22 protein-coding genes are annotated in these 21,376 nt (G+C 28.2%); 21 read left to right on the top strand and 1 reads right to left on the bottom strand.

The window, feature by feature from the left end:
• The first annotated feature begins 143 nt into the window (after positions 1-143).
• The 12 genes from RYM86_RS01765 to RYM86_RS01710 all read left to right on the top strand — a co-directional run bounded on the left by RYM86_RS01765 (position 144) and on the right by RYM86_RS01710 (position 10,794).
• Positions 144-239, top strand: coding sequence for a DUF4044 domain-containing protein (locus tag RYM86_RS01765; protein WP_315077065.1), 96 nt, complete (start codon positions 144-146; stop codon positions 237-239).
• A 12-nt stretch (positions 240-251) separates the two neighbouring features.
• Entirely contained in the window at positions 252-3,809 is a 3,558-nt protein-coding gene (gene smc, locus RYM86_RS01760; protein WP_315077062.1) for a chromosome segregation protein SMC, read from the top strand.
• A 194-nt stretch (positions 3,810-4,003) separates the two neighbouring features.
• Positions 4,004-4,912, top strand: coding sequence for a signal recognition particle-docking protein FtsY (ftsY, locus tag RYM86_RS01755; RefSeq protein ID WP_315077059.1), 909 nt, complete (start codon positions 4,004-4,006; stop codon positions 4,910-4,912).
• A 92-nt stretch (positions 4,913-5,004) separates the two neighbouring features.
• On the top strand, positions 5,005-5,334 hold the full coding sequence (locus RYM86_RS01750; RefSeq protein ID WP_315077055.1) for a putative DNA-binding protein: 330 nt from the start codon (positions 5,005-5,007) through the stop codon (positions 5,332-5,334).
• A 14-nt stretch (positions 5,335-5,348) separates the two neighbouring features.
• Positions 5,349-6,707, top strand: coding sequence for a signal recognition particle protein (gene ffh / locus RYM86_RS01745; protein ID WP_315077052.1), 1,359 nt, complete (start codon positions 5,349-5,351; stop codon positions 6,705-6,707).
• A 34-nt stretch (positions 6,708-6,741) separates the two neighbouring features.
• On the top strand, positions 6,742-6,987 hold the full coding sequence (gene rpsP / locus RYM86_RS01740) for a 30S ribosomal protein S16 (protein ID WP_003369516.1): 246 nt from the start codon (positions 6,742-6,744) through the stop codon (positions 6,985-6,987).
• A gap of 49 nt (positions 6,988-7,036) precedes the next feature.
• Entirely contained in the window at positions 7,037-7,264 is a 228-nt protein-coding gene (locus tag RYM86_RS01735) for a KH domain-containing protein (protein ID WP_003371032.1), read from the top strand.
• 75 nt (positions 7,265-7,339) lie between these two features.
• Positions 7,340-7,837, top strand: a complete 498-nt coding sequence (gene rimM / locus RYM86_RS01730) for a ribosome maturation factor RimM (RefSeq protein WP_315077034.1) — start codon at positions 7,340-7,342, stop codon at positions 7,835-7,837.
• A complete protein-coding gene (trmD, locus tag RYM86_RS01725; protein ID WP_315077030.1) occupies positions 7,827-8,543 on the top strand; it encodes a tRNA (guanosine(37)-N1)-methyltransferase TrmD in 717 nt (238 codons plus the stop codon). The genes rimM and trmD overlap by 11 nt, the downstream gene beginning before the upstream one ends.
• Positions 8,544-8,664: 121 nt before the next feature.
• Positions 8,665-9,015: a 50S ribosomal protein L19 gene (rplS, locus tag RYM86_RS01720; protein ID WP_003371296.1), complete on the top strand. Its 351-nt coding sequence runs from the start codon at positions 8,665-8,667 to the stop codon at positions 9,013-9,015.
• Between the two features lie 113 nt (positions 9,016-9,128).
• A complete protein-coding gene (gene ylqF / locus RYM86_RS01715; protein ID WP_315077017.1) occupies positions 9,129-9,986 on the top strand; it encodes a ribosome biogenesis GTPase YlqF in 858 nt (285 codons plus the stop codon).
• The gene (locus RYM86_RS01710; protein WP_315077013.1) at positions 9,979-10,794 is read left to right on the top strand and encodes a ribonuclease HII; all 816 of its coding nucleotides are present in this window, start codon (positions 9,979-9,981) and stop codon (positions 10,792-10,794) included. The genes ylqF and RYM86_RS01710 overlap by 8 nt, the downstream gene beginning before the upstream one ends.
• A gap of 45 nt (positions 10,795-10,839) precedes the next feature.
• Here RYM86_RS01710 and RYM86_RS01705 read toward each other — a convergent pair whose 3' ends face one another.
• Entirely contained in the window at positions 10,840-11,208 is a 369-nt protein-coding gene (locus tag RYM86_RS01705; RefSeq protein ID WP_315077009.1) for a YraN family protein, read from the bottom strand.
• 180 nt (positions 11,209-11,388) lie between these two features.
• Between RYM86_RS01705 and RYM86_RS01700 the strand changes: the two genes are divergently transcribed.
• The 9 genes from RYM86_RS01700 to RYM86_RS01660 all read left to right on the top strand — a co-directional run bounded on the left by RYM86_RS01700 (position 11,389) and on the right by RYM86_RS01660 (position 21,372).
• The gene (locus RYM86_RS01700) at positions 11,389-12,909 is read left to right on the top strand and encodes a YifB family Mg chelatase-like AAA ATPase (RefSeq protein WP_315077006.1); all 1,521 of its coding nucleotides are present in this window, start codon (positions 11,389-11,391) and stop codon (positions 12,907-12,909) included.
• 20 nt (positions 12,910-12,929) lie between these two features.
• Complete coding sequence (gene dprA, locus RYM86_RS01695; protein ID WP_315077003.1) at positions 12,930-13,988, top strand: DNA-processing protein DprA; 1,059 nt, start codon at positions 12,930-12,932, stop codon at positions 13,986-13,988.
• Between the two features lie 51 nt (positions 13,989-14,039).
• Positions 14,040-16,127, top strand: coding sequence for a type I DNA topoisomerase (gene topA / locus RYM86_RS01690; RefSeq protein WP_315077000.1), 2,088 nt, complete (start codon positions 14,040-14,042; stop codon positions 16,125-16,127).
• A gap of 192 nt (positions 16,128-16,319) precedes the next feature.
• Positions 16,320-17,096, top strand: coding sequence for a GTP-sensing pleiotropic transcriptional regulator CodY (gene codY / locus RYM86_RS01685; protein WP_315076995.1), 777 nt, complete (start codon positions 16,320-16,322; stop codon positions 17,094-17,096).
• Positions 17,097-17,327: 231 nt separating this feature from the next.
• Positions 17,328-18,029: a 30S ribosomal protein S2 gene (gene rpsB / locus RYM86_RS01680; protein ID WP_315076992.1), complete on the top strand. Its 702-nt coding sequence runs from the start codon at positions 17,328-17,330 to the stop codon at positions 18,027-18,029.
• Positions 18,030-18,211: 182 nt separating this feature from the next.
• Positions 18,212-19,123 carry a translation elongation factor Ts gene (gene tsf, locus RYM86_RS01675; protein WP_315076989.1) on the top strand — a complete coding sequence of 304 codons (912 nt, stop codon included), beginning with the start codon at positions 18,212-18,214 and terminating at the stop codon, positions 19,121-19,123.
• Between the two features lie 108 nt (positions 19,124-19,231).
• Positions 19,232-19,945, top strand: coding sequence for a UMP kinase (gene pyrH / locus RYM86_RS01670; protein WP_003373447.1), 714 nt, complete (start codon positions 19,232-19,234; stop codon positions 19,943-19,945).
• Positions 19,946-19,955: 10 nt separating this feature from the next.
• Positions 19,956-20,513: a ribosome recycling factor gene (frr, locus tag RYM86_RS01665; RefSeq protein WP_012425335.1), complete on the top strand. Its 558-nt coding sequence runs from the start codon at positions 19,956-19,958 to the stop codon at positions 20,511-20,513.
• Positions 20,514-20,613: 100 nt separating this feature from the next.
• The gene (locus tag RYM86_RS01660) at positions 20,614-21,372 is read left to right on the top strand and encodes an isoprenyl transferase (protein ID WP_315076968.1); all 759 of its coding nucleotides are present in this window, start codon (positions 20,614-20,616) and stop codon (positions 21,370-21,372) included.
• The last annotated feature ends 4 nt before the right edge of the window (positions 21,373-21,376 follow it).

Raw genomic sequence — 21,376 nt, 5'->3', positions numbered from 1 at the left:
TTAATTAAGAAAACTTTTTAATTTTGAAAGTTGATAAAATATAGGAATAAAAAGCTTTTTGAGCTGATTTATAATTAGAATTTTATTGCATTGATATTTAAGTGTCTTTAAGATAAAATTATTACAAATAAGGAGTGTTGTTTATGAAAAAGAAAACTAGAGAAAAGCTAAAAGTTTTTATGGCTATTTTTATTATTTTAATTTTTATTATAGGATTGTTACCAGCAGTATTTTTATAAGGAGTGGTGTATTTGTTTTTAAAATCCCTAGATATAAGAGGATTTAAGTCCTTTGCAGATAAGACAGAATTAAAATTTAACAATGGAGTAACTGCAGTAGTAGGTCCAAATGGTAGTGGAAAAAGTAATATTTCTGATGCTGTTAGATGGGTTTTAGGAGAACAAAGTATTAAAACTCTTAGAGGTGGAAAGATGGAGGATGTAATCTTTGCAGGGACTCAATATAGAAAACCTGTAGGGTTAGCTCAAGTTTCTTTAACTTTAGATAATAGTGATAAAAAATTATCAACGGAATATAGTGAAGTTACTGTGTCAAGAAGAATATTTAGATCTGGGGAATCTGAGTATTTAATAAATAACAAAAAATGTAGACTTAAAGATGTTATAAATCTTTTCATGGATACAGGCATAGGTAAAGAAGGATACTCATTAATAGGACAAGGAAAGATAGAATCTATATTAAGTGGAAGACCAGAAGAAAGAAGAGCACTCTTAGAAGAAGCGGCAGGTATAGTTAAATTTAAAAGCAGAAAAGAAGAAGCAGAAAAGAAGCTAGCTAATACAGATAGTAATTTGGTTAGAATACGAGACATAATATCTACGTATAGTGAACGTATAGAACCATTGAGAATAGATAGAGAAAAAGCTTTGAAGTTTAATTTGATTTCTGAAGACTTGCGAAAGAATGAAGTTTCACTATTAGTTAAATATATAAAAATAAAAGAAGATGAGTTAAAAGAATTTGATAATGAATTAAGAGATAAAAATACTTTTATTGATGAAAAGAAGAGAGAATTAGATTTACTTAAAGAAAAATTAAAATCATTAGAAGAAAAAATTAATTTATTAGAAAAAGAAACAGAGGAAGAAAAAACATCTTATTATAAACTAAAGGAACTAATTAGTGAAGATTCTAAGGATATAGAATTAAATAAAGAAAGAATTAGAAACTTAAAAGAAAAAATTTCAAAAAATGATAAAGAAATCAAAGTTTTAGTATTAAAGATTAAAGAAGTTGAAGAAGCTAAAACTAACTTAAATGTTTATTTAAAAAGCTGCTTAAAGGACCAAGAAGAAAAGAACGAAGCCATTGTCAACTTGGAAAAAATAAAGTTAACTCTTTTAAAAGAACAAGAGGATATGGAAAAAGAGCTTTCTAAACTTAAAGAAGATGAGTTTGAACTATTAAGGAGTAATTCAGAAACAAAGAACTCTATAACTTTAATAAATAAAGAAATTTTATTAAAAGAAGAGAAAAAAGCTGAATTAGAAAAATCATATGAGTTCATAAAGCATAATGTAGCTATAAATGGGGTTACTTATCAAAACTTATTGAATAAGATAATGAGTGATAAAAAAGATATAACTTCATTAGAAGAAGAAATAAGTAGAGATAAAAGTGATATGGCTTCATTAATGACTAAATTAACTAATAAACAAAAAGAATTAACTAATTTAAATAATTTAGTAACAAAGTTAGAGGCTAATAAAAACATATTAGAAAATTTAGAAAAACAATATGAAGGTTATAATAGATCTGTTAAGTATTTGATGGAAGCTATTAATAAAGGATTAATTAATAATGTGAAAAACACTAAAATTCTTGGCGAAATTTTTAAAGTTGATAAGCAATATGAAATAGCAATTGAAATAGCATTAGGATCAATAATTTCTAATATTATTACTGAAAATGAAGAAAATGCTAAGAAGTTAATTAAATATTTAAAAGAACATCGCCTAGGTAGAGCAACGTTTTTACCTTTAAATATAATAAAAGGTAAAAAGCTAATTTTAGATAATAATATTACTAAAATTGATGGATATCTTGGTATTGCTAGTGAAATTGTTTCTTACGAGTCAACATATACAAATATATTAGATCATGTATTAGGTAGAACAATAATAGCAAAAGATATGAATTCAGCATTGCAGATAGCTAAAAAGGGGAATTATAAGTATAAAATAGTTACATTAGAGGGGGAAGTTATAAGCCCTGGAGGTGCACTTACTGGAGGAAGTATATATGCTAAACACAGTAATGTATTAGGAAGAAAAAGAGAAATTGAAGAGATATTATTAAAGATTGATACAACTCAAAAAAGTTGTATTATTGTAGAAAAAGAAATTTTAGCAATAAGAGAAGACGTAAAAAAATTAGATGAGGAAATATTAAATAAAAGAGATGAGGTTCACTATAAAAATATTGAAATAACTAAAAAACAAGGTGAAGCTGAAAGATTAAAAAATGATACTAACAAATTTAGAGATAATCTAGCGATAACTAAAAACGAATTCCAAAGAGTCAAAAAGGATATAGATAAATTAAATTCTGATCTTGAAAATAAAAAGTCTGAAATTAAAGTTATTGAAGATAAAAATACATTCAATAAAGATAGATATTTAAAATTAGAAGAATCTATTAAAGAAAAGAATAAAGAGATAGATGAGAATACAAATAATATTACAGAGATAAAAATTAATAAGGCAACATTAGATGAAACTATTCAAAATGAAAAAAATCAATTTATTAGATTAGAAAAAGAATTAAATGAATTAAGAGTGAAAGAAAAAGCACTTGTAATTGAAAATAATAATAGTAATGAAAATCTTATAAATTTAGAAAATGATATAAAAAATAAATTGACTGCTACTAATGAAAATAATGTTAAAATAGAAGCGTTAGAAAAACAGTTAAAATATAAGGAATTAGAAAAAGAAAAATTAAAAGAAAACTCTTTAAAACAAGATAACTTAATAACTAGTATGTTTGAGATGATAAATTTAAAAGAACGAGATATAAATAAACGAGAAGTTATTAAAGCTAAGAAAGAGATGGAAAAAGATAATTATTATAAAAAATTAAATGAGGAACTAGAATTAACATATGTAGAAGCTTTAGATATAGCAGAAGACATTGAAAATGAAGAAGAAGTTAAAGAATTAACTAAGAAATTAAAGATGCAAATAACAGCACTTGGAACAGTAAACTTAGCATCAATTCAAGAATATGAAGAAGTTAAAGAAAAATTTGATTTTATGTCTTCTCAAGAAAAAGATTTGGAATGTGCTAAAGAAGAATTAAATTCTGTAATACAAGAAATGACTGTTAAAATAAAAGATTTGTTTAAAGAAAATTTCAAGGTATTAAATAAAACTTTTAATGAAACTTTTAGAGAGTTATTTAAAGGTGGAAGTGCACAATTGATTTTATGTGATGGTGATGAGTTAACTGCAAACATTGATATAAATGTTGAACCACCAGGTAAAAAGCTTCAAAATATTAACTTGCTATCAGGGGGAGAAAAAGTTTTATCTGCAATAGCCTTATTATTTTCAATATTAAAGATGAAGCCAACACCGTTTTGTATATTAGATGAAATAGAAGCTGCATTGGATGATGCAAATGTATATAGATATGCAGAATTCTTAACTAAATTTTCTAAAAATACTCAATTTATAGTTATAACTCATAGAAAGGGTACTATGGAAGTAAGTGATATAATTTATGGTGTCACTATGGAGGAAAAAGGAGTGTCTAAAGTAGTTTCAGTAGATTTAACTGCTAGCTAAAGATAGATACTAAATATATTATGTTATATTAAAATGTTGTTTTTTAATAAAATTTGCAACTTGTTGTTTAGAAGTTTGGAAATATATTATATACTAAAGAAGAGATTAGTTTATGGTGTATAGAAATAAAATAATATATGTAAAACTAAATAATAAAAATATATGTAGACTTAAAGTTTTAGGAGGAATTAAATTTGTTTGGAAATTTATTTAATAAACTAAAAGATGGATTAACTAAGACAAGAGATGGGTTAACAGATAAAATAAATGAAGCTTTAAAAATAGCCATAACAATAGATGAAGATTTATATGAGGAATTAGAAGAAATATTAATAACATCTGATATAGGTATGGATACCACCATGGATATTATTGAAAGATTAAGAAAAAAAATTCGTAAAGAAAAGATTAATGATCCTCAAGAAGTGAAACCAGCATTAAAAGAAGTTATAAAGGAAATATTATTAGAAGGTAATTATGAAGACAATAATGATGAAAAGAAAGTGATGCTTGTAATAGGTGTTAATGGCGTTGGAAAAACTACATCAATTGGTAAGCTTGCAGCCAAAAATAAGAGGGCTGGAAAAAAAGTATTACTTATTGCAGCAGATACATTTAGAGCAGCGGCAATAGATCAATTAGAAGTATGGAGCAGAAGGGCAGAAGTTGACTTGATAAAGCATCAAGAAGGTTCAGATCCAGCAGCAGTTGTATTTGATGCTATAGAAGCATCTAAGGCAAGAAATACTGACTTATTAATATGTGATACAGCAGGAAGACTTCATAATAAGAAGAATTTAATGAATGAATTAGAAAAAATTAATAGAATTATTGATAGAGAATTAGATGGAGTTACAAAAGAAACGTTATTAGTATTAGATGCTACAACAGGTCAAAATGCAGTAATACAAGCAAAACAATTTATGGAGGTATGTCCTATTGATGGAATAATACTAACTAAATTAGATGGTACTGCAAAGGGTGGCGTTGTGATTTCAATAAAACAAAGCTTAAATATACCTGTTAGATATATTGGTGTTGGGGAAGGTATCGATGATCTTCAAGAATTTGATGCTGAAAGTTTTGCAGAGGCAATAATTTAATAATAAAATAAAAAAAATATGACTGTTAAGTAAAAATACTTGACAGCTATATAAAATCCTGTTAAAATCTCTTTTGTGGGTAAGGTGATCTTATGGAAGACCGAGTTGAAATTTCAATGTTAATGGATTTGTATAGTTCATTATTAACAGAGAAACAACGTAGCGTTATGGCATTATATTATGATGATGATTTGTCATTAGCTGAAATAGCAGAATTAAATAAAACAAGTCGTCAAGCAATTCATGATTTAATAAAAAGATGCGATAAACAGCTTCTATCATATGAAAGTAAGCTTAACTTACTTCAAAAGAGTATGAGAAAAGAAAAATATATTATGAATTTTTTAGAAGAACTACAAGAGAAGTATTCTGTTAGTGATAAAGATTACTTAATGTTTAAAGAAAAACTAGAAAATTTATAGGGAGGTAATTAAACATGGCTTTTGAAGGTTTAAGCGAAAAATTACAGGAGACTTTTAGAAAATTAAAAGGTAAAGGAAAGTTAACTGAAAAAGATATAAAGGAAGCCATGAGAGAAGTAAAGCTTGCCTTATTAGAAGCAGATGTTAACTATAAAGTTGTTAAAGGATTTATCTCAACTGTTAGTTCAAAATGTGTTGGGAATGAAGTTCTTGAAAGCTTAACGCCAGGACAACAAGTTATAAAAATAGTTAACGAAGAACTTACTAATCTTATGGGTGGAAGTGAGAGTAAAATAAATTACTCTAGTTCAGGAACAACAGTAATTATGTTAGTAGGTCTACAAGGAGCAGGTAAAACTACAATGTGTGGTAAACTTGCACTTGAACTTAGAAAGAACAATAAGAAACCATTATTAGTTGCATGTGATGTTTATAGACCAGCAGCTATAAAGCAATTAGAGATTGTTGGAAAGCAAATTGAAATTCCAGTGTTCTCAATGGGAGATAAAGTTAATCCAGTTGATATTGCAAAGGCTGGAATAGCACATGGAAAAGATAATGGAAATAATATTATAATAATAGATACAGCAGGAAGACTTCATATTGATGAAGCTTTAATGCAAGAACTTCAAGATATAAAGGAAAATGTTAATCCATCTGAAATACTGTTAGTTGTTGACTCAATGACAGGTCAAGACGCAGTAAATGTTGCAGAAAGTTTTAATAAGGACTTAGATGTAACAGGCGTAATACTTACTAAGTTAGATGGTGATACAAGAGGTGGAGCAGCTCTTTCAATAAGAAGTATCACTGAAAAGCCAATAAAGTATATAGGTACTGGCGAAAAATTAAGTGATTTTGAAATATTCCATCCTGATAGAATGTCATCAAGAATTCTTGGTATGGGGGATGTATTGTCTCTTATAGAAAAAGCTCAATCAGCTATTGATGAAAAAGAAGCAGCTGATTTAGGAAAAAGAATGTTAAATCAAGAATTTAATTTTAATGATTATTTAACAGCTATAGAGCAAATGAAAAAACTTGGACCTTTAAATAAAATTTTAGAAATGATTCCAGGAATGAATTCTAAAGAACTACAAAATGTAGATTTATCTAAAGGCGAAGATGCAATTAACAAAACAAAATCTGTTATTCAATCTATGACAGAAAAAGAAAGAAATAATCCAGCTTTGCTTATGTCAGGTAATACTGCAAGCTCAAGAAAAAAGAGAGTTGCAAGAGGAGCAGGTACAACAATACAAGAAGTTAATAAGCTTGTAAAAAGTTATGAAATGATGAAGAAAAATATGAAGCAGATGAAGTCGCTTCAAAAACAGTCTAAAAAAGGTTTGTTTGGAAAACTACCTTTTTAAATAAATAATATCTTTTGAAGGAGGTGAAATTAAAATGGCAGTTAAAATTAGATTAAGAAGAATGGGTTGCAAAAAAGCACCTTTCTATAGAATAGTTGTTGCTGATTCAAGAAGCCCAAGAGATGGTAGATTCATCGAAGAAATTGGTTACTACAATCCAATAACTGAACCAGCTGAAGTTAAAATCAATGAAGAAAAAGCTAGCAAATGGTTACAAGATGGTGCACAACCAACTGATGTAGTTAAAAAGCTTTTCACTCAAGCAGGTCTTAGCAAGTAATTTTGTGGAGGTGAGTTCTATAATTAGTACATATTAATTATAGAGGTTTATGAAAGAATTAGTTGAGTTTATAGCTAAATCTCTAGTTGATAATCCAGAAGCCGTTAGTATCAATGAGATAATTGGTGAACAATCAATAATCTTAGAGCTAAAAGTAGCTCCTGAAGATATGGGTAGAGTTATCGGCAAACAAGGGAGAATAGCCAAAGCAATTAGAACTGTTGTAAAAGCCGTAGCCATTAAACAAAATAAACGAGTTATAGTAGAAATTATTTAAAAATAAAGAGTTAGGGTTACACCTAACTCTTTTTAAATATTTAAAATAAAACAATATGTAAAGGATGTGAATTTTTTGGAAGAGATATTTAAGATAGGACAGATCGTAAATACTCATGGTATTAAAGGGGAAGTAAAAGTATATCCATTGACTGATGATGTTAATAAATTTAAAAAATTAAAAAATGTTTTAATTGATGGAAAAGAAAGAAATATACAAAGTGTTAAATTCCAAAAAGATAGAGTTATTTTAAAAATAGAAGGAATAGACACTATGAATGATGCTGAAACTTATAAACAAAAATATATTGAGATATTTAGAAGTAATGCTCCTACACTAGAAGCAGATACTCACTATATTGTTGATTTAATAGGTTGTATGGTATATGATACTGATAATATGGAACTTGGAAAAATATTTGATGTTATTAGCACGCCAAGCAATGATGTATATTGGATAAAGGAACCTAAAGAATTATTAATTCCTGTTTTAAAAGATATTGTTTTAGATATTGATATAGATAATAAAAAAATAGTAATAAAACCAGTTAGGCAGTGGCAAGATGAAGATTAGTATACTTACTCTTTTTCCGGAAATGTTTTCAATTTTTAATCACAGCATAATAGGTAGAGCTAAGGAAAATAATATAATAGAATTGGAATTGCTTAATATACGTGATTATACTTTAGATAAACATAAAAAGGTAGATGATTACCCTTATGGTGGAGGTGCCGGAATGGTGATGGCACCTCAACCAATTGTAGATACTATAAGAAAAGCTAAGGAAAATAATAAGGGTAAAGTAGTTTTCTTAGGACCTAGAGGGAAAACATTTAATCAAAAAATGGCAATGGATCTTTCAAAAGAGGAAAATTTAATATTTTTATGTGGTCATTATGAAGGAATAGATCAGCGTGTATATAAACATATTGATGTGGAAGTATCATTAGGTGATTTTATTCTTACAGGAGGAGAAATGGCAGCAATTCCAGTTATAGATTCTATTTTACGATTGATACCAGGGGTACTAGGAAAAGAAGAAAGTTTTATGGAAGAATCTTTTTCTGATGATTTATTGGAATATCCTCAATATACTAGACCGTATGAGTTTGAGGGAGAATGTGTTCCAGAAATACTTTTATCAGGCCATCATGAGAACATAAGAAAATGGAGAAGATTACAATCTTTAAACTTAACTAAAAAGAGAAGACCTGATTTATATAAGAATGTTACTTTAACAAAAGAAGATAAGAAACTTTTGGGAAGAAAAAATAAATAAAATTTATTGAAACAAATAAAAAAATATGTTATGATTAAAAACGTGCTAGTACGGGCGTTCCTCTGTCATGCATATATATTTTGTTAAGAACGTCAAATTATCTTTAAGGAGGGAATGCACAATGAACGAAATAATAAGAGCTATTGAAGCTGAACAATTAAGAACTGACCTACCAAACTTTAAAATTGGTGACAACGTAAAAGTTTATGTTAAGGTTACAGAAGGTACAAGAGAAAGAGTACAAATGTTTGAAGGTACTGTAATTAAGAAACAAAACGGTGGATTAAGAGAAACTTTCACTGTAAGAAGAGTTGCTTATGGATGCGGTGTTGAAAGAACATTCCCAATGCATGCACCAATAATCGAAAAGATTGAAATCTCAAGAAGAGGTAAAGTAAGAAGAGCTAAACTTTACTACTTAAGAGATAGAGTTGGTAAGGCTGCAAAGGTTAAAGAATTATTAACTAGATAATTAGATTAAAAGGTGGACTGATTCAGTCCTCTTTTTTTCTATAATAAATTAATTAGAAGCTTAAGCTTCTTTTCTTTTAATATAGAAAAAAAGAAGCGTAAGGAGGAAATGAAATGGCAATTAACTGGTTTCCAGGGCATATGAAAAAAACTCAAAGAGAAATAAAAGAAAATTTAAAATTAGTAGATGCGGTTATTGAAATAAGAGATGCTAGAATACCAAGAAGTTCTGCTAATCCAGATATAGATAGTTTATTACAAGGTAAGCCAAGAATAATACTTTTAAATAAAAGTGATTTAACAGAAGGCAAAGTAACAAAAGATTGGATTAAACATTTAACTAAAGACGATGTTAGAGTATTAGAGGTAAATTGCTTAAAAGGAGACGGATTAAAAGCAATAAAACCAATGTTATTATCTTTACTTAAAGAAAAACATGATAGATTAAGAGCAAAAGGGATGGTGAATATAACAACTAGAGTTATGGTTGTTGGAATTCCTAATGTTGGTAAATCTACATTTATAAATAAAATGGCTAGAAATAGTATTGCTAAAACAGGAGATAGACCAGGAGTTACTAAAAGTAAGCAATGGATAAAAACATCAATAGGCATAGAACTTTTAGATACACCAGGTGTATTATGGCCTAGATTTGAAGATGAAGAAACAGCATTAAATTTAGCTTTTACAGGTGCTATAAAAGATGAAATAATGGATATAGAAGAACTTTCATATAAACTTGTTGAAAGGTTACAAAATTTTTATAAAGATAATTTAAAGGAAAGATATAAAATAGATGAAGTTTTTGAAGACCCATTAGAAACTTTAAATGCAATAGCTAAAAAAAGAGGTACATTAGTTTCAGGGGGAGAAATTAATTACAATAGAATAGCTGTTATACTATTAGATGAATTTAGAGCAGGAAGAATAGGAAAAATTTCATTAGAACGTCCAGGTAAAATAAATGAATAGTTTCCTTGAGTTAGATATAGATAAATTATCATATAAAGTTATAAAAGAAAAAGCTTCAGAAATATCAATTTTAGATAGCTATAAGTCTGAAGAATTGAAGATGATAATTAATAAATTATTAGATGATAAAAGAAAAAATGTATCATCTTTAGGGAAGACCATGCAAAAGCAATTGGATTCATACATAAAAGAAATGAGTAGGGTAAAATCTATGTATGAATTTGATAAATCTTTTGGAGAATTCAAATATATAGCTGGTGTTGATGAAGTTGGAAGAGGACCATTAGCAGGACCTATTGTAGCTTGTGCAGTAATTTTAGATTTAAATGTTATTGATGAAGAGTTAATATTATATTTAAATGATTCTAAAAAATTAAATCACACCAAAAGAGAAGAATTATCAGCAATAATTAAAGAAAAAGCATTAGCGTATTATATTTCTCTTTCATCAAACAAAGAAATAGATGGAAGAGGAATAGCATTTTCTAATAATAATGTTTTTTTAGACTCTTGCAATAATTTAAGCGTAAGACCTGATTTAGTATTATCTGATGGATACTTAGTAAAGAATATAGATATAGCTAATAAATTTGTAATAAAGGGCGATACTAAAAGTGCTAGTATTGCAGCTGCATCTATATTAGCAAAAGTATACAGAGATAATTTGATGAAGGAATATTCAATTAAATATCCACATTATGATTTTGAAAATAATATGGGTTATGGAACGCAGAAACATATAGATGGATTGAAAAAATATGGAAAATGTGAAATACATAGAAATAGTTTTTTAAATAATATATTATAATAAATACCTTGTGAAATAATATGAAAATTATTTCACAAGGTATTTTTAAGTTCTAAAAGCATCTTTTATATGATTAATTTTATAAGATGAATCAAGCTTATTCAGATATACTTCTATAACATCAAAACGTACATTGAAATTATAAAGTTTTTTATAATTTATAAAGGATTTTGTAACCTTTATAATGTTTTTTTGTTTACTTATAGACACGGACTCTTTTGGAGATCCAAATTCATAATTATATCTGCCTTTTACTTCTATTATTATTAATATAGAATTCTTTATACATATAATATCTATTTCTCCTAGAAAATTTTTAAAGTTACATTCAAGTATTTTAAAATTATTCTCTATTAAATAATCACATGACAATTTTTCACAATAAGTTCCTATGTCTTTATTAAATTTCTTCATTAATATAAGCTCCTTAAAGATATAAAAAATTTTTTATTAAATGTAATATAAAAATTATGTTAAGAATAATAATATACAAAATATAGTAAATATTATTGACATAAATTTTAAAAGTGAATCATTCTTATTAAAAGGATTAATAAAAGTTTATATGTCTATAATGTTAATGGGTGATTTAATATGTCTATAAAAATAATAAGTGCCACACAAAATGGCTTAGAAGGGTTATTAATAGAAGTAGAAGTTGATATATCAAAAGGTTTACCATCATTTTCAATTGTTGGGCTTGCAGATACTTCTGTTAAAGAATCTAAAGAGCGTGTGAGATCAGCAATTTTAAATAGTGGATATGATTTTCCACTAGGAAGAATAACTATTAATCTAGCGCCAGCAGATATGAAAAAAATAGGTTCTCTTTTAGATTTACCTATAGCATTAGGAATACTTATGGAATCTAATCAAATAGAACATAACAAAGTAAATGATTATATAATTTTTGGCGAACTATCATTATCAGGAGAATTAAAAGCAGTAAAGGGAAGTATACCTATAATAATTGAAGGAATAAAAGAAGGGAAAAATAAATTTATTTTTCCTTATGAAAATTTAGAAGAAAGTTACTATTTTGATGAAGGTGAATACTATCCATTTAGAAACTTGAAAGAAGTAATATCATATGTAACATACAAAGATTTATTACCATGTAGAATTTCTAAAGATGACATTGAAAGAAAGGATATATTAGAAAATTTGGATTTTGGTGAAATCATAGGGCAGTACTCATCAAAGCGAGCTTTGGAAATTTCAGCAGCAGGAAAACATAATATTTTATTATATGGGGAACCAGGATGTGGTAAAACAATGTTAGCTAAAGCCATAACATCAATATTGCCACCATTATCAAAAAAAGAATTATTAGAAATAGCAAAAATATATAGTGCATCTGGTCTTATGGAGAAAAATACTTTAATAAATCGTCCTTTTAGGTCTCCACATCATACTACAACTAAAAGTGCTTTAATTGGAGGCGGAAAAGAAGTTAAAGCAGGAGAAGTAACATTAGCACATAATGGAGTGCTTTTTCTTGATGAGGTATTAGAGTTTAAAAAAGATGCTTTAGAATCCTTAAGAGAGCCGTTAGAAGAAAAACAAATCAATATAGATAGAATTAGTGGGAATTATACAATGCCAGCGAACTTTTTGCTTGTTGGAGCATTTAATCCGATTGAAGAAAAAGATGAAAGCATATTAGAAAGTGGTTTGTATTCTAGATATAATGCGAAAAAGTATTTTAGAAAGTTTTCTACTGCGTTATTAGATAGAATGGATATTTTGACTTTTGTTCCAAGACTTAAATATGATGATATTGAGAAAAGAGAGGATTCTTATAATTCTAAAGTAATGAAAGAAAAAGTTCTTAAGGCTAGAGAAATTCAAGAAGAAAGATTTAAAAATACGAGATACAAATATAATTCAGATATAAAAGGAAAAGATGTATTTGACATATGTAAAATGAGTAAAGGATGTAGTGATATTTTAAAACACTATTATAATACATCTAGTGTATCAATGAGAGGATACAGTAAAGTCATTAAATTAGCACAAACAATAGCGGATATAGATGAAAGTAAAGAAATTTTAGAACATCATATAATTGAAGCTTTTAATTATAGAAAAAATATAGATGGAGAGATTATATAGTAAATATAAGGAGAAAGTAAATGTTAAACTATGAGTTATGGTTTATATTGTTAGATATAAGCAATAAAGAAAAAATAAATTTGATAGATGAGTATGAAAATGAAGAAAATATATATAATAATTTTGAGAATATATTAAAAGAAAATAAAAATTTGCAAAAAAAACTTGGAAATTTTGAAAAGAATGATTTGGTTTATCAAATTATATCTGTAAACAATACATTAAACCAAAAAGGTATAGGATATATAACGTACTCTAATCCTTTATATAAAGAGAGATTAAAGCTACTTTCGCCAGCACCATATTATTTATTTTATAAAGGAGATATAAATTTAATAAATGATAAATCCATAGCCATTGTAGGTGCAAGAAAATGTTCGAATTATGCATTGGCTGTGACAAAGCTCTTGACAAAGGAGATTATTACTAATAATATAACGCTTATAAGTGGTGGTGCAAGAGGTGTGGATTCCATAGCTCATAAATCCGCTTTAGAAAATGAAGGAAAAACTATTATAGTTTTAGGATGTGGAATAGATGTTGTATATCCATCAGAAAATAGAGCTTTATTTTCAAAAGCAATTAAAGATGGATTAATTATTTCAGAATTTCCATTAGGAACTAAACCTTTAAGGCATAACTTTCCACTAAGAAATAGAATAATAAGTGGCTTAAGTGATGGCGTTATAGTTGTAGAAGCCAGTGAAAAAAGTGGATCATTAATAACAGCTAGAATAGCACAAGAACAAAATAAAGATGTATTGGTTGTGCCAGGTTCTATTTTATATGAAGGAGCAAAGGGGTCTAATAAGTTGATCAAAGACGGATGTGATGTTTTAAGTAGCATAGATGATTTGAATAAATTTTTTAATACAAATCACATAGATATTGAACCAATGAAAATTAGACCAGAAAAAAGAGAAATATTAGATATGATAACAGATGCACCAATTCATATCGATGACATATTTAAGAAGAGTTGTGTTGACAGAGGGGCTTTATATGCGTTATTATTTGAAATGCAAATAAAAAATGAGATAATTTGCCTTCCTGGTAATTACTATATAAAAATAATTTAAAACAAATTTAGGGGGTGAGTACTTCATAAAATTTTTTATGAAGTTATAAATATGGGTCAAAAACTTGTAATCGTTGAGTCGCCAGCAAAAGCAAAGACAATCGGGAAATATTTAGGAAAAAATTATATTGTAGAAGCTTCTATGGGTCATATAAGAGATTTACCTAAAAGTAAATTAGGTGTTGATATAGAGAATAATTACACACCAAAGTATATAACAATTAGAGGTAAGGGTGAATTGTTAGATAAGCTAAAGAAAGCAGCTAAAAAGTCTGATAAAATATATTTGGCAACTGACCCCGACCGTGAGGGAGAAGCTATATCATGGCATTTAGCTAACATTTTAAAAATACCTGAAAATGAAAAATGCAGAATAGTTTTTAATGAAATTACTAAAAGTGCAGTAAAGGGCGCTATAAAACAAGCTAGAAGTATAGATTTAGACTTAGTTGATGCTCAACAAGCTAGAAGAATATTAGATAGACTTGTTGGATATGAAATAAGTCCAATTTTATGGAAAAATGTAAAATGGGGTCTTAGTGCAGGTAGAGTTCAATCAGCAGCATTAAAATTAATTTGTGATAGAGAAGAAGAAATAAAAGCATTTATACCTAAAGAATATTGGTCTGTTGATTGCGTATTAAAAAAAGATAGAAAGAAATTTCCAATAAGACTTTCAACTTATAAAAGTAAAAAGATTGAAATTAATACAGAAGAAGAAGCTAATAAAATAAAGCAAGAACTTGAAAATGATAAGTTTATTATAAATTCAATAAAAAAAGGTAATAAGGTTAAAAATCCATTACCACCATTTACAACAAGTACACTTCAACAGGATGCTAGTAAAAAGTTGAATTTTATGACTAAGAGAACTATGTCAATTGCTCAAGCTCTTTATGAAGGTATAGAAATTAAGGGATATGGAACTGTCGGTTTAATTACTTATATGAGAACAGATTCTATGAGAATATCTGAAGAAGCTCAAGAAAATACGAAAACATTTATTGAAAGTACTTATGGTAAAGAATATTTACCAAGTGCTCCTAGAATATATAAAGGAAAGAAAAATATTCAAGATGCTCATGAAGCTATTAGACCTACATACGTAGAAATTACACCAGAAGTAGCAAAAGAAAATTTAACTTCAGAACAATATAAACTATATTCATTAATCTGGAATAGATTTGTAGCAAGTCAAATGTCATCATGTGTACTTAATACAAATTCTATAGATATATTAAATGGAGAATATAAATTTAAAGCATCAGGATCAACAATAAATTTTGATGGATTTATGAAAATATACGAATATTTAAATGAAGATGATGAAAAATCAGTTACATTACCTGTTTTAGAAGAAGGGGAAGAACTAAAAGCTGTATCTATAGATGAAAAACAACATTTTACACAACCTCAACCAAGATACACAGAAGCATCTTTTGTTAAATTACTAGAAGAAAAAGGAATAGGAAGACCTAGTACATATGTACCAACAATATCCACATTAGTTGGGAGATCATATGTTATTCGTGAAAAGAAAAACTTAATTCCAACAGAACTTGGATTTATAGTGAATAATATAGTTAGTGAATATTTTACTCAAATAGTAGATGCAGATTTTACAGCTGATATGGAGAAAAAGCTTGATAATGTTGAAGAAGGAAGTGAAAGTTGGACTAAAATAGTAGAAGAATTTTTCACACCTCTAAAGATAGCAATAGAAAAAGCCGAAAAAGAAATATCAAAGGTTGTAATAGAAGATAAAGTTAGTGATGTTAAGTGTGATAAATGTGGTCGCATGATGGTAATAAAAAGAGGAAGATATGGTGAATTCCTAGCGTGTCCTGGATATCCAGAATGTAAGAATGCTAAACCAATAGTAGAAGAACTAGATGTATCATGTCCTGAATGTGGAAAAACTATAGTTGTTAAGAAAAGCAAACGAGGAAAGAAATTTTTTGGATGTTCAGGATATCCAGAGTGTACTTTTGTTAGTTGGTATGAACCAGTAAAAGATAAATGTCCTAAATGTGATTCTTATATGGTACTTAAATATTCAAAAACTAAAGGAAAATATATTAAGTGTTCTAACGGAGAATGTGATTATACTAAAGAACTTAAAGAAGATAAAACTGAATAGATTAATTTATGAATTTTAACAGTTCTATTGTGTCGAAATAAAAAAAATACTGTTGTAAAGCATTATTTTATATGTTAGACTAAAATTAACAAAACATGAGAGAAAATTCATTAAATTAAGAATTTTCTAAAAAGATTATATTCTGTTTGTATAATTCAGAGATTATTGTGAGGTTAACAAGGAGGATAAGAAATGTCATCTCTATTAAGTAAAACAAGAAGATTAAATAAAATCTTGCAAAAGACGGGGACTGAACCAGTTGCTTTTCAAGATATATGTACACTTTTAAGCGAAGTTCTTGAATGTAATGCTTATATAGTAAGCAAAAGAGGTAAAGTTTTAGGATATACTTTTTCTCCAGGCTTTGAATGTGAAGCTATGAAAAAGAAAGTCATAGAAGATAAAAAATTCCCAGAAGATTACAATCTTACCCTTTTAGAAAGTAATGAAACATTAGCAAACTTATCTAATCAAGGCAGATGTGTATTTGCGGAAATTGGTGATTGTAAGACAAAAGATAAAATTTCAACTATAATTCCAATAATAGGTAGTAGAGATAGACTAGGTACATTAATATTAGCTAGATTTGGAAAAGAATTTACTGATGATGATTTAGTTTTAGTAGAGTATAGTGCAACAATAGTTGGAATGGAAATGCTTAGAGCATTGCAAGAAGATTTAGCAGACCAAACTAGAAAAAAAGCTGTTGTTCAATTAGCTATAGGAACTCTTTCTTATTCTGAATTAGAAGCAGTAGAGCACATTTTTGAAGAATTAAATGGAAATGAAGGTTTATTAGTTGCTTCTAAGATTGCTGATAAAGTAGGAATAACTAGAAGTGTTATAGTAAATGCTTTAAGAAAGTTTGAAAGTGCTGGGGTCATTGAATCTAGATCACTAGGCATGAAAGGTACTTATATTAGAGTATTAAATGAAAAATTATTAGATGAATTGAAAAAAATAAAATAGTAGTTTTATTTCAAAATTAGACGAGCTATAAATAGAAGAAACCAATAAATTTGGTTTCTTTTATTTATTTTTAGAGAAAAAGTAAATTTTTTATTGATAGGTTAAATACCTTATGTTATACTGTTTAAGGTAACAAAATACACACATCATCCAATTTGTAAATTAGGTGCCCTATTAAGGGATTATTTGCAAGAAGAAGATGATGGAGGTAAAAACCAAGGAGGTAACAAAATGTCAGTAATATCAATGAAACAATTATTAGAAGCAGGTGTACACTTTGGACACCAAACAAGAAGATGGAACCCTAAGATGGCTCCTTACATTTTCACAGAAAGAAATGGTATATATATCATAGACCTTCAAAAAACAGTTAGAAAAGCTGAAGAAGCTTACAACTTCATTAAAGAAGTTTCTACAGAAGGAAAAGATATATTATTCGTTGGAACAAAGAAACAAGCTCAAGATGCTATCAAAGATGAAGCAATAAGAAGCAGCATGCACTTTGTAAACAACAGATGGTTAGGTGGAATGTTAACAAACTTCTCTACTATCAAGAAAAGAATAAGAAGACTTTCTGAAATAGAAAAAATGCAAGAAGATGGAACATTTGAGGTTCTTCCAAAGAAAGAAGTTATCAAATTAAAAGGCGAATTAGAAAAATTAGAAAAAAATCTTGGTGGTATCAAAAACTTAGATTGTGACAACATAGGTGCTATGTTTGTAGTTGATCCAAGAAAAGAAAAGAATGCTATATCAGAAGCTAAGATTCTTGGAATTCCTGTAGTTGCTATAGTAGATACTAACTGTGATCCAGAAGAAGTTGATTACGTAATTCCTGGTAATGATGATGCTATAAGAGCTGTTAAATTAATAACTGCTAAAATGGCTGATGCTATCATGGAAGGAAGACAAGGCGAAGAATTAGCTGAATAGTTTATATATACTATTTTAATAGAAGACAAAACAATTTTGTTTTGTCTTCTAGCTTAGAAGCCACAATTATTTAAAATTTAATATTTTATATTAAGTTTTAAATAATTTCTTCTAAATATTTAATTTATTATAAATATAATAGATTGATAAAATGCAATATATAATCGAGGAGGAATTTAATAATGATATCTGCAAAATCAGTTAAAGAATTAAGAGAAAGAACTGGCGCAGGAATGATGGACTGCAAAAAGGCATTAACAGAAACAGATGGTGACATCGAAAAAGCTGTTGAAGTATTAAGAGAAAAAGGACTTGCGGCTGCAGCTAAGAAATCAGGAAGAGTTGCTGCAGAAGGTTTAGTTAAAACATATATTTCAGAAGATAAAAAGAGCGGAGCTATCGTTGAACTTAATTGTGAAACAGATTTCGTTGCAGCAAATGAAGATTTCATTGCTTTTGCTGACGCTTTAGCTAAAATAGCAACATCAACAAGTGCTACAACAGTAGAAGAACTTGTTAATGAAAAATTTGATGAAGAAGCTACAATACAAGAAGCTTTAACAGGACTAATCGCTAGACTTGGTGAAAACATGACTGTTAGAAGATTTGTTAAATTCGCAGTAGATAATGGAGTAGTTAAGAGCTATATCCATGGTGGCGGAAGAATTGGTGTTTTAGTAGAAGTAGCTTGTGATGTTGAATCACCAGCAGTTGAAGAAGTTGCAAAAGAACTTTGTATGCAAATAGCTGCTGCAAACCCATTATTCTTATCTAAAGAAGAAGTTGATCAAGATTCTATAGAAAAAGAAAAAGAAATCTATAGAGTTCAAGCTTTAAATGAAGGAAAACCAGAAAAGATAGTTGAAAAGATGGTTATGGGAAGAATCCAAAAGTACTACAAAGAAGTTTGTCTTCTTGAACAACTTTGGGTTAAAGATGGCGATAAGACTATAACTAAGTTTATAGATGAAAAAGCTAAAGAAGCAGGTTCTGCAATCAAAGTAAATAGATTCGTAAGATTCGAAAGAGGCGAAGGAATCGAAAAAGTTGAAGAAAACTTTGCAGAAGAAGTTGCTAAACAATTAGGAAAATAGTAAAATATAAAAACTAAAGAGGACACTCTGTGTTCTCTTTTTTTAAAGAAAATAATAGAAGATAAGGCATTGTTTTCTTCTAATGCCACATTTAGGAGGTAGTTTTGAATGACAAATTGTAAATATAAAAGAGTAATTTTAAAACTTTCAGGTGAAGCTTTAGCTGGAGTTAATGGTTTTGGACTTGACTTTAATGTAGCTAAAAGAATAGCTCTAGAAATTAAAGAACTAGTTGACATGGGAGTAGAAGTTGGAACAGTTGTAGGTGGAGGAAATATCTGGCGTGGAAGAAGCGGCGAAGGTATGGATAGAACAACTGCTGATTACATGGGAATGATGGCTACTTGTATAAATGCATTAGCACTACAAGATTCTTTAGAGCAAGTAGGTGTAAAAACTAGAGTTCAAACTGCCATAGAGATGAAAGAAGTTGCGGAACCTTTTATTAGAAGAAGAGCAATGAGACACTTGGAAAAAGGTAGAGTGGTTATTTTTGCAGCAGGAACAGGAAATCCATATTTCTCAACTGATACTACTGCAGCTTTAAGAGCAGCAGAAATAGAAGCAGAAGTAATACTTTTAGCAAAAAAAGTTGATGGAGTTTATGATAAAGACCCTATGAAGTTCCCAGAAGCAAAAAAATATGATACACTATCATATATAGATGTTTTAGATCAAGGACTACAAGTTATGGATTCTACAGCAACTTCATTATGTATGGATAATAGTATTCCAATACTTGTATTTGGTTTAGATGAGCCAGGTAATATTAAAAGAGCAATAACTGGCGAAAATATCGGAACATTAGTAACTAAAAAATAGGAGGATAATCATGATTAAGGACATCATTAAGAATGCAGAAGAAAAAATGCAAAAAACTGTAACTGTATTAAAATCAGAGTTAGGAACTATGAAAGCAGGAAGAGCTAATCCAAGTATGCTTGATAAAATTCAAATTGATTATTATGGAAGCATGTGCCCATTATCACAAGCTGCAAATATTTCTTCACCTGAACCAAGAGTATTAATGATAACACCTTGGGAAAAGCAATTATTAAAAGAAATTGAAAAAGCTATTTTAAAATCGGACTTAGGTTTAAATCCTTCAAATGATGGTTCAATAATAAGATTAGTTATTCCAGAATTAACAGAAGAAACAAGAAAAGATCTTGTTAAAAAAGTTAAAAAAACTGGAGAAGAATCTAAAGTAGCAATTAGATCAATTAGAAGAGATGCTAATGATAAAATTAAAGCATTAAAAAAAGATGGAGATTTATCTGAAGACCAAGTTAAAAAAGGCGAAGATGATGTTCAAAAGAAGACAGATGCTATTATAAAAGATATAGACAAGATAATAGTTGATAAAGAAAAAGAGATTCTAGCTATTTAATCTCAAAACCTGCTATTTAGCAGGTTTTTTTCCTTAAGTTCATCATTTAAATGTTATTTAATCTTATTTATATTATAAAACGAGAGAGGGGATGGGAAATTTGTTAAGTATATTCAAATCAAAAAAAGATTCGACAAATGAAGTTGCATTAGATATGAATAAAATACCGCAGCACATTGCAATAATAATGGATGGAAACGGTCGTTGGGCTAAAAAAAGAAAATTACCAAGAAGCATGGGACATAAAGCAGGCGTTGAAACAATAAGAAAAATTGTAAAAGAGTCTAAAAGATTAGGAATAAAATATTTAACTTTATATGCTTTCTCAACTGAAAATTGGAAAAGGCCTAAAGAAGAAGTAGGTGCATTAATGCAGCTATTAGTAGTTTATCTTAAACGAGAAGTTGCAGAACTTAACAAAAATGGTGTTAAAATCAATATATTGGGTGATATGTCAAAATTTCCAGCAGAATGTAAGGAAGAATTAAATAAAGCTATAGAAATAACAAATAATAATACTGAAATAAATTTAAATCTTGCACTAAATTATGGTGGAAGAGATGAATTGGTTAGAGCTATGAAATTAATTATAGACGATTTAGAAGACAATAAAATAAAAAAAGAAAATATTAGTGAGGATTTAATATCAAATTACATATATACTAAAGGAATGCCTGACCCAGATTTGATTGTTAGACCCTCTGGTGAGCAAAGAATTAGTAATTTTTTATTATGGCAATGTGCTTATTCAGAATTTTGGTATTCAGACATAGCTTGGCCAGATTTTAAAGAAGAAGATTTACAAAAGGCCATATTGGACTATCAAAATAGAGATAGAAGATTTGGTGGAGTAAAGTAAAGGG

This window comes from uncultured Clostridium sp., assembly GCF_963527835.1.
Taxonomy (GTDB): domain Bacteria; phylum Bacillota; class Clostridia; order Clostridiales; family Clostridiaceae; genus Clostridium.
Note: the sequence above shows the minus strand (reverse complement) of the source record. Positions and strands in the feature narration are given on the sequence as shown.

Excerpts from the sequence above, each read along its gene's own strand:
- RYM86_RS01765 (WP_315077065.1), top strand. The coding sequence starts at position 144 with ATGAAAAAGAAAACTAGAGAAAAGCTAAAAGTTTTTATGGCTATTTTT.
- RYM86_RS01750 (WP_315077055.1), top strand. The coding sequence starts at position 5,005 with ATGGAAGACCGAGTTGAAATTTCAATGTTAATGGATTTGTATAGTTCA.
- ffh (WP_315077052.1), top strand. The coding sequence starts at position 5,349 with ATGGCTTTTGAAGGTTTAAGCGAAAAATTACAGGAGACTTTTAGAAAA.
- rpsP (WP_003369516.1), top strand. The coding sequence starts at position 6,742 with ATGGCAGTTAAAATTAGATTAAGAAGAATGGGTTGCAAAAAAGCACCT.
- RYM86_RS01735 (WP_003371032.1), top strand. The coding sequence starts at position 7,037 with ATGAAAGAATTAGTTGAGTTTATAGCTAAATCTCTAGTTGATAATCCA.
- trmD (WP_315077030.1), top strand. The coding sequence starts at position 7,827 with ATGAAGATTAGTATACTTACTCTTTTTCCGGAAATGTTTTCAATTTTT.
- rplS (WP_003371296.1), top strand. The coding sequence starts at position 8,665 with ATGAACGAAATAATAAGAGCTATTGAAGCTGAACAATTAAGAACTGAC.
- ylqF (WP_315077017.1), top strand. The coding sequence starts at position 9,129 with ATGGCAATTAACTGGTTTCCAGGGCATATGAAAAAAACTCAAAGAGAA.
- RYM86_RS01710 (WP_315077013.1), top strand. The coding sequence starts at position 9,979 with ATGAATAGTTTCCTTGAGTTAGATATAGATAAATTATCATATAAAGTT.
- RYM86_RS01705 (WP_315077009.1), bottom strand. The coding sequence starts at position 11,208 with ATGAAGAAATTTAATAAAGACATAGGAACTTATTGTGAAAAATTGTCA.
- RYM86_RS01700 (WP_315077006.1), top strand. The coding sequence starts at position 11,389 with ATGTCTATAAAAATAATAAGTGCCACACAAAATGGCTTAGAAGGGTTA.
- dprA (WP_315077003.1), top strand. The coding sequence starts at position 12,930 with ATGTTAAACTATGAGTTATGGTTTATATTGTTAGATATAAGCAATAAA.
- topA (WP_315077000.1), top strand. The coding sequence starts at position 14,040 with ATGGGTCAAAAACTTGTAATCGTTGAGTCGCCAGCAAAAGCAAAGACA.
- codY (WP_315076995.1), top strand. The coding sequence starts at position 16,320 with ATGTCATCTCTATTAAGTAAAACAAGAAGATTAAATAAAATCTTGCAA.
- rpsB (WP_315076992.1), top strand. The coding sequence starts at position 17,328 with ATGTCAGTAATATCAATGAAACAATTATTAGAAGCAGGTGTACACTTT.
- tsf (WP_315076989.1), top strand. The coding sequence starts at position 18,212 with ATGATATCTGCAAAATCAGTTAAAGAATTAAGAGAAAGAACTGGCGCA.
- pyrH (WP_003373447.1), top strand. The coding sequence starts at position 19,232 with ATGACAAATTGTAAATATAAAAGAGTAATTTTAAAACTTTCAGGTGAA.
- frr (WP_012425335.1), top strand. The coding sequence starts at position 19,956 with ATGATTAAGGACATCATTAAGAATGCAGAAGAAAAAATGCAAAAAACT.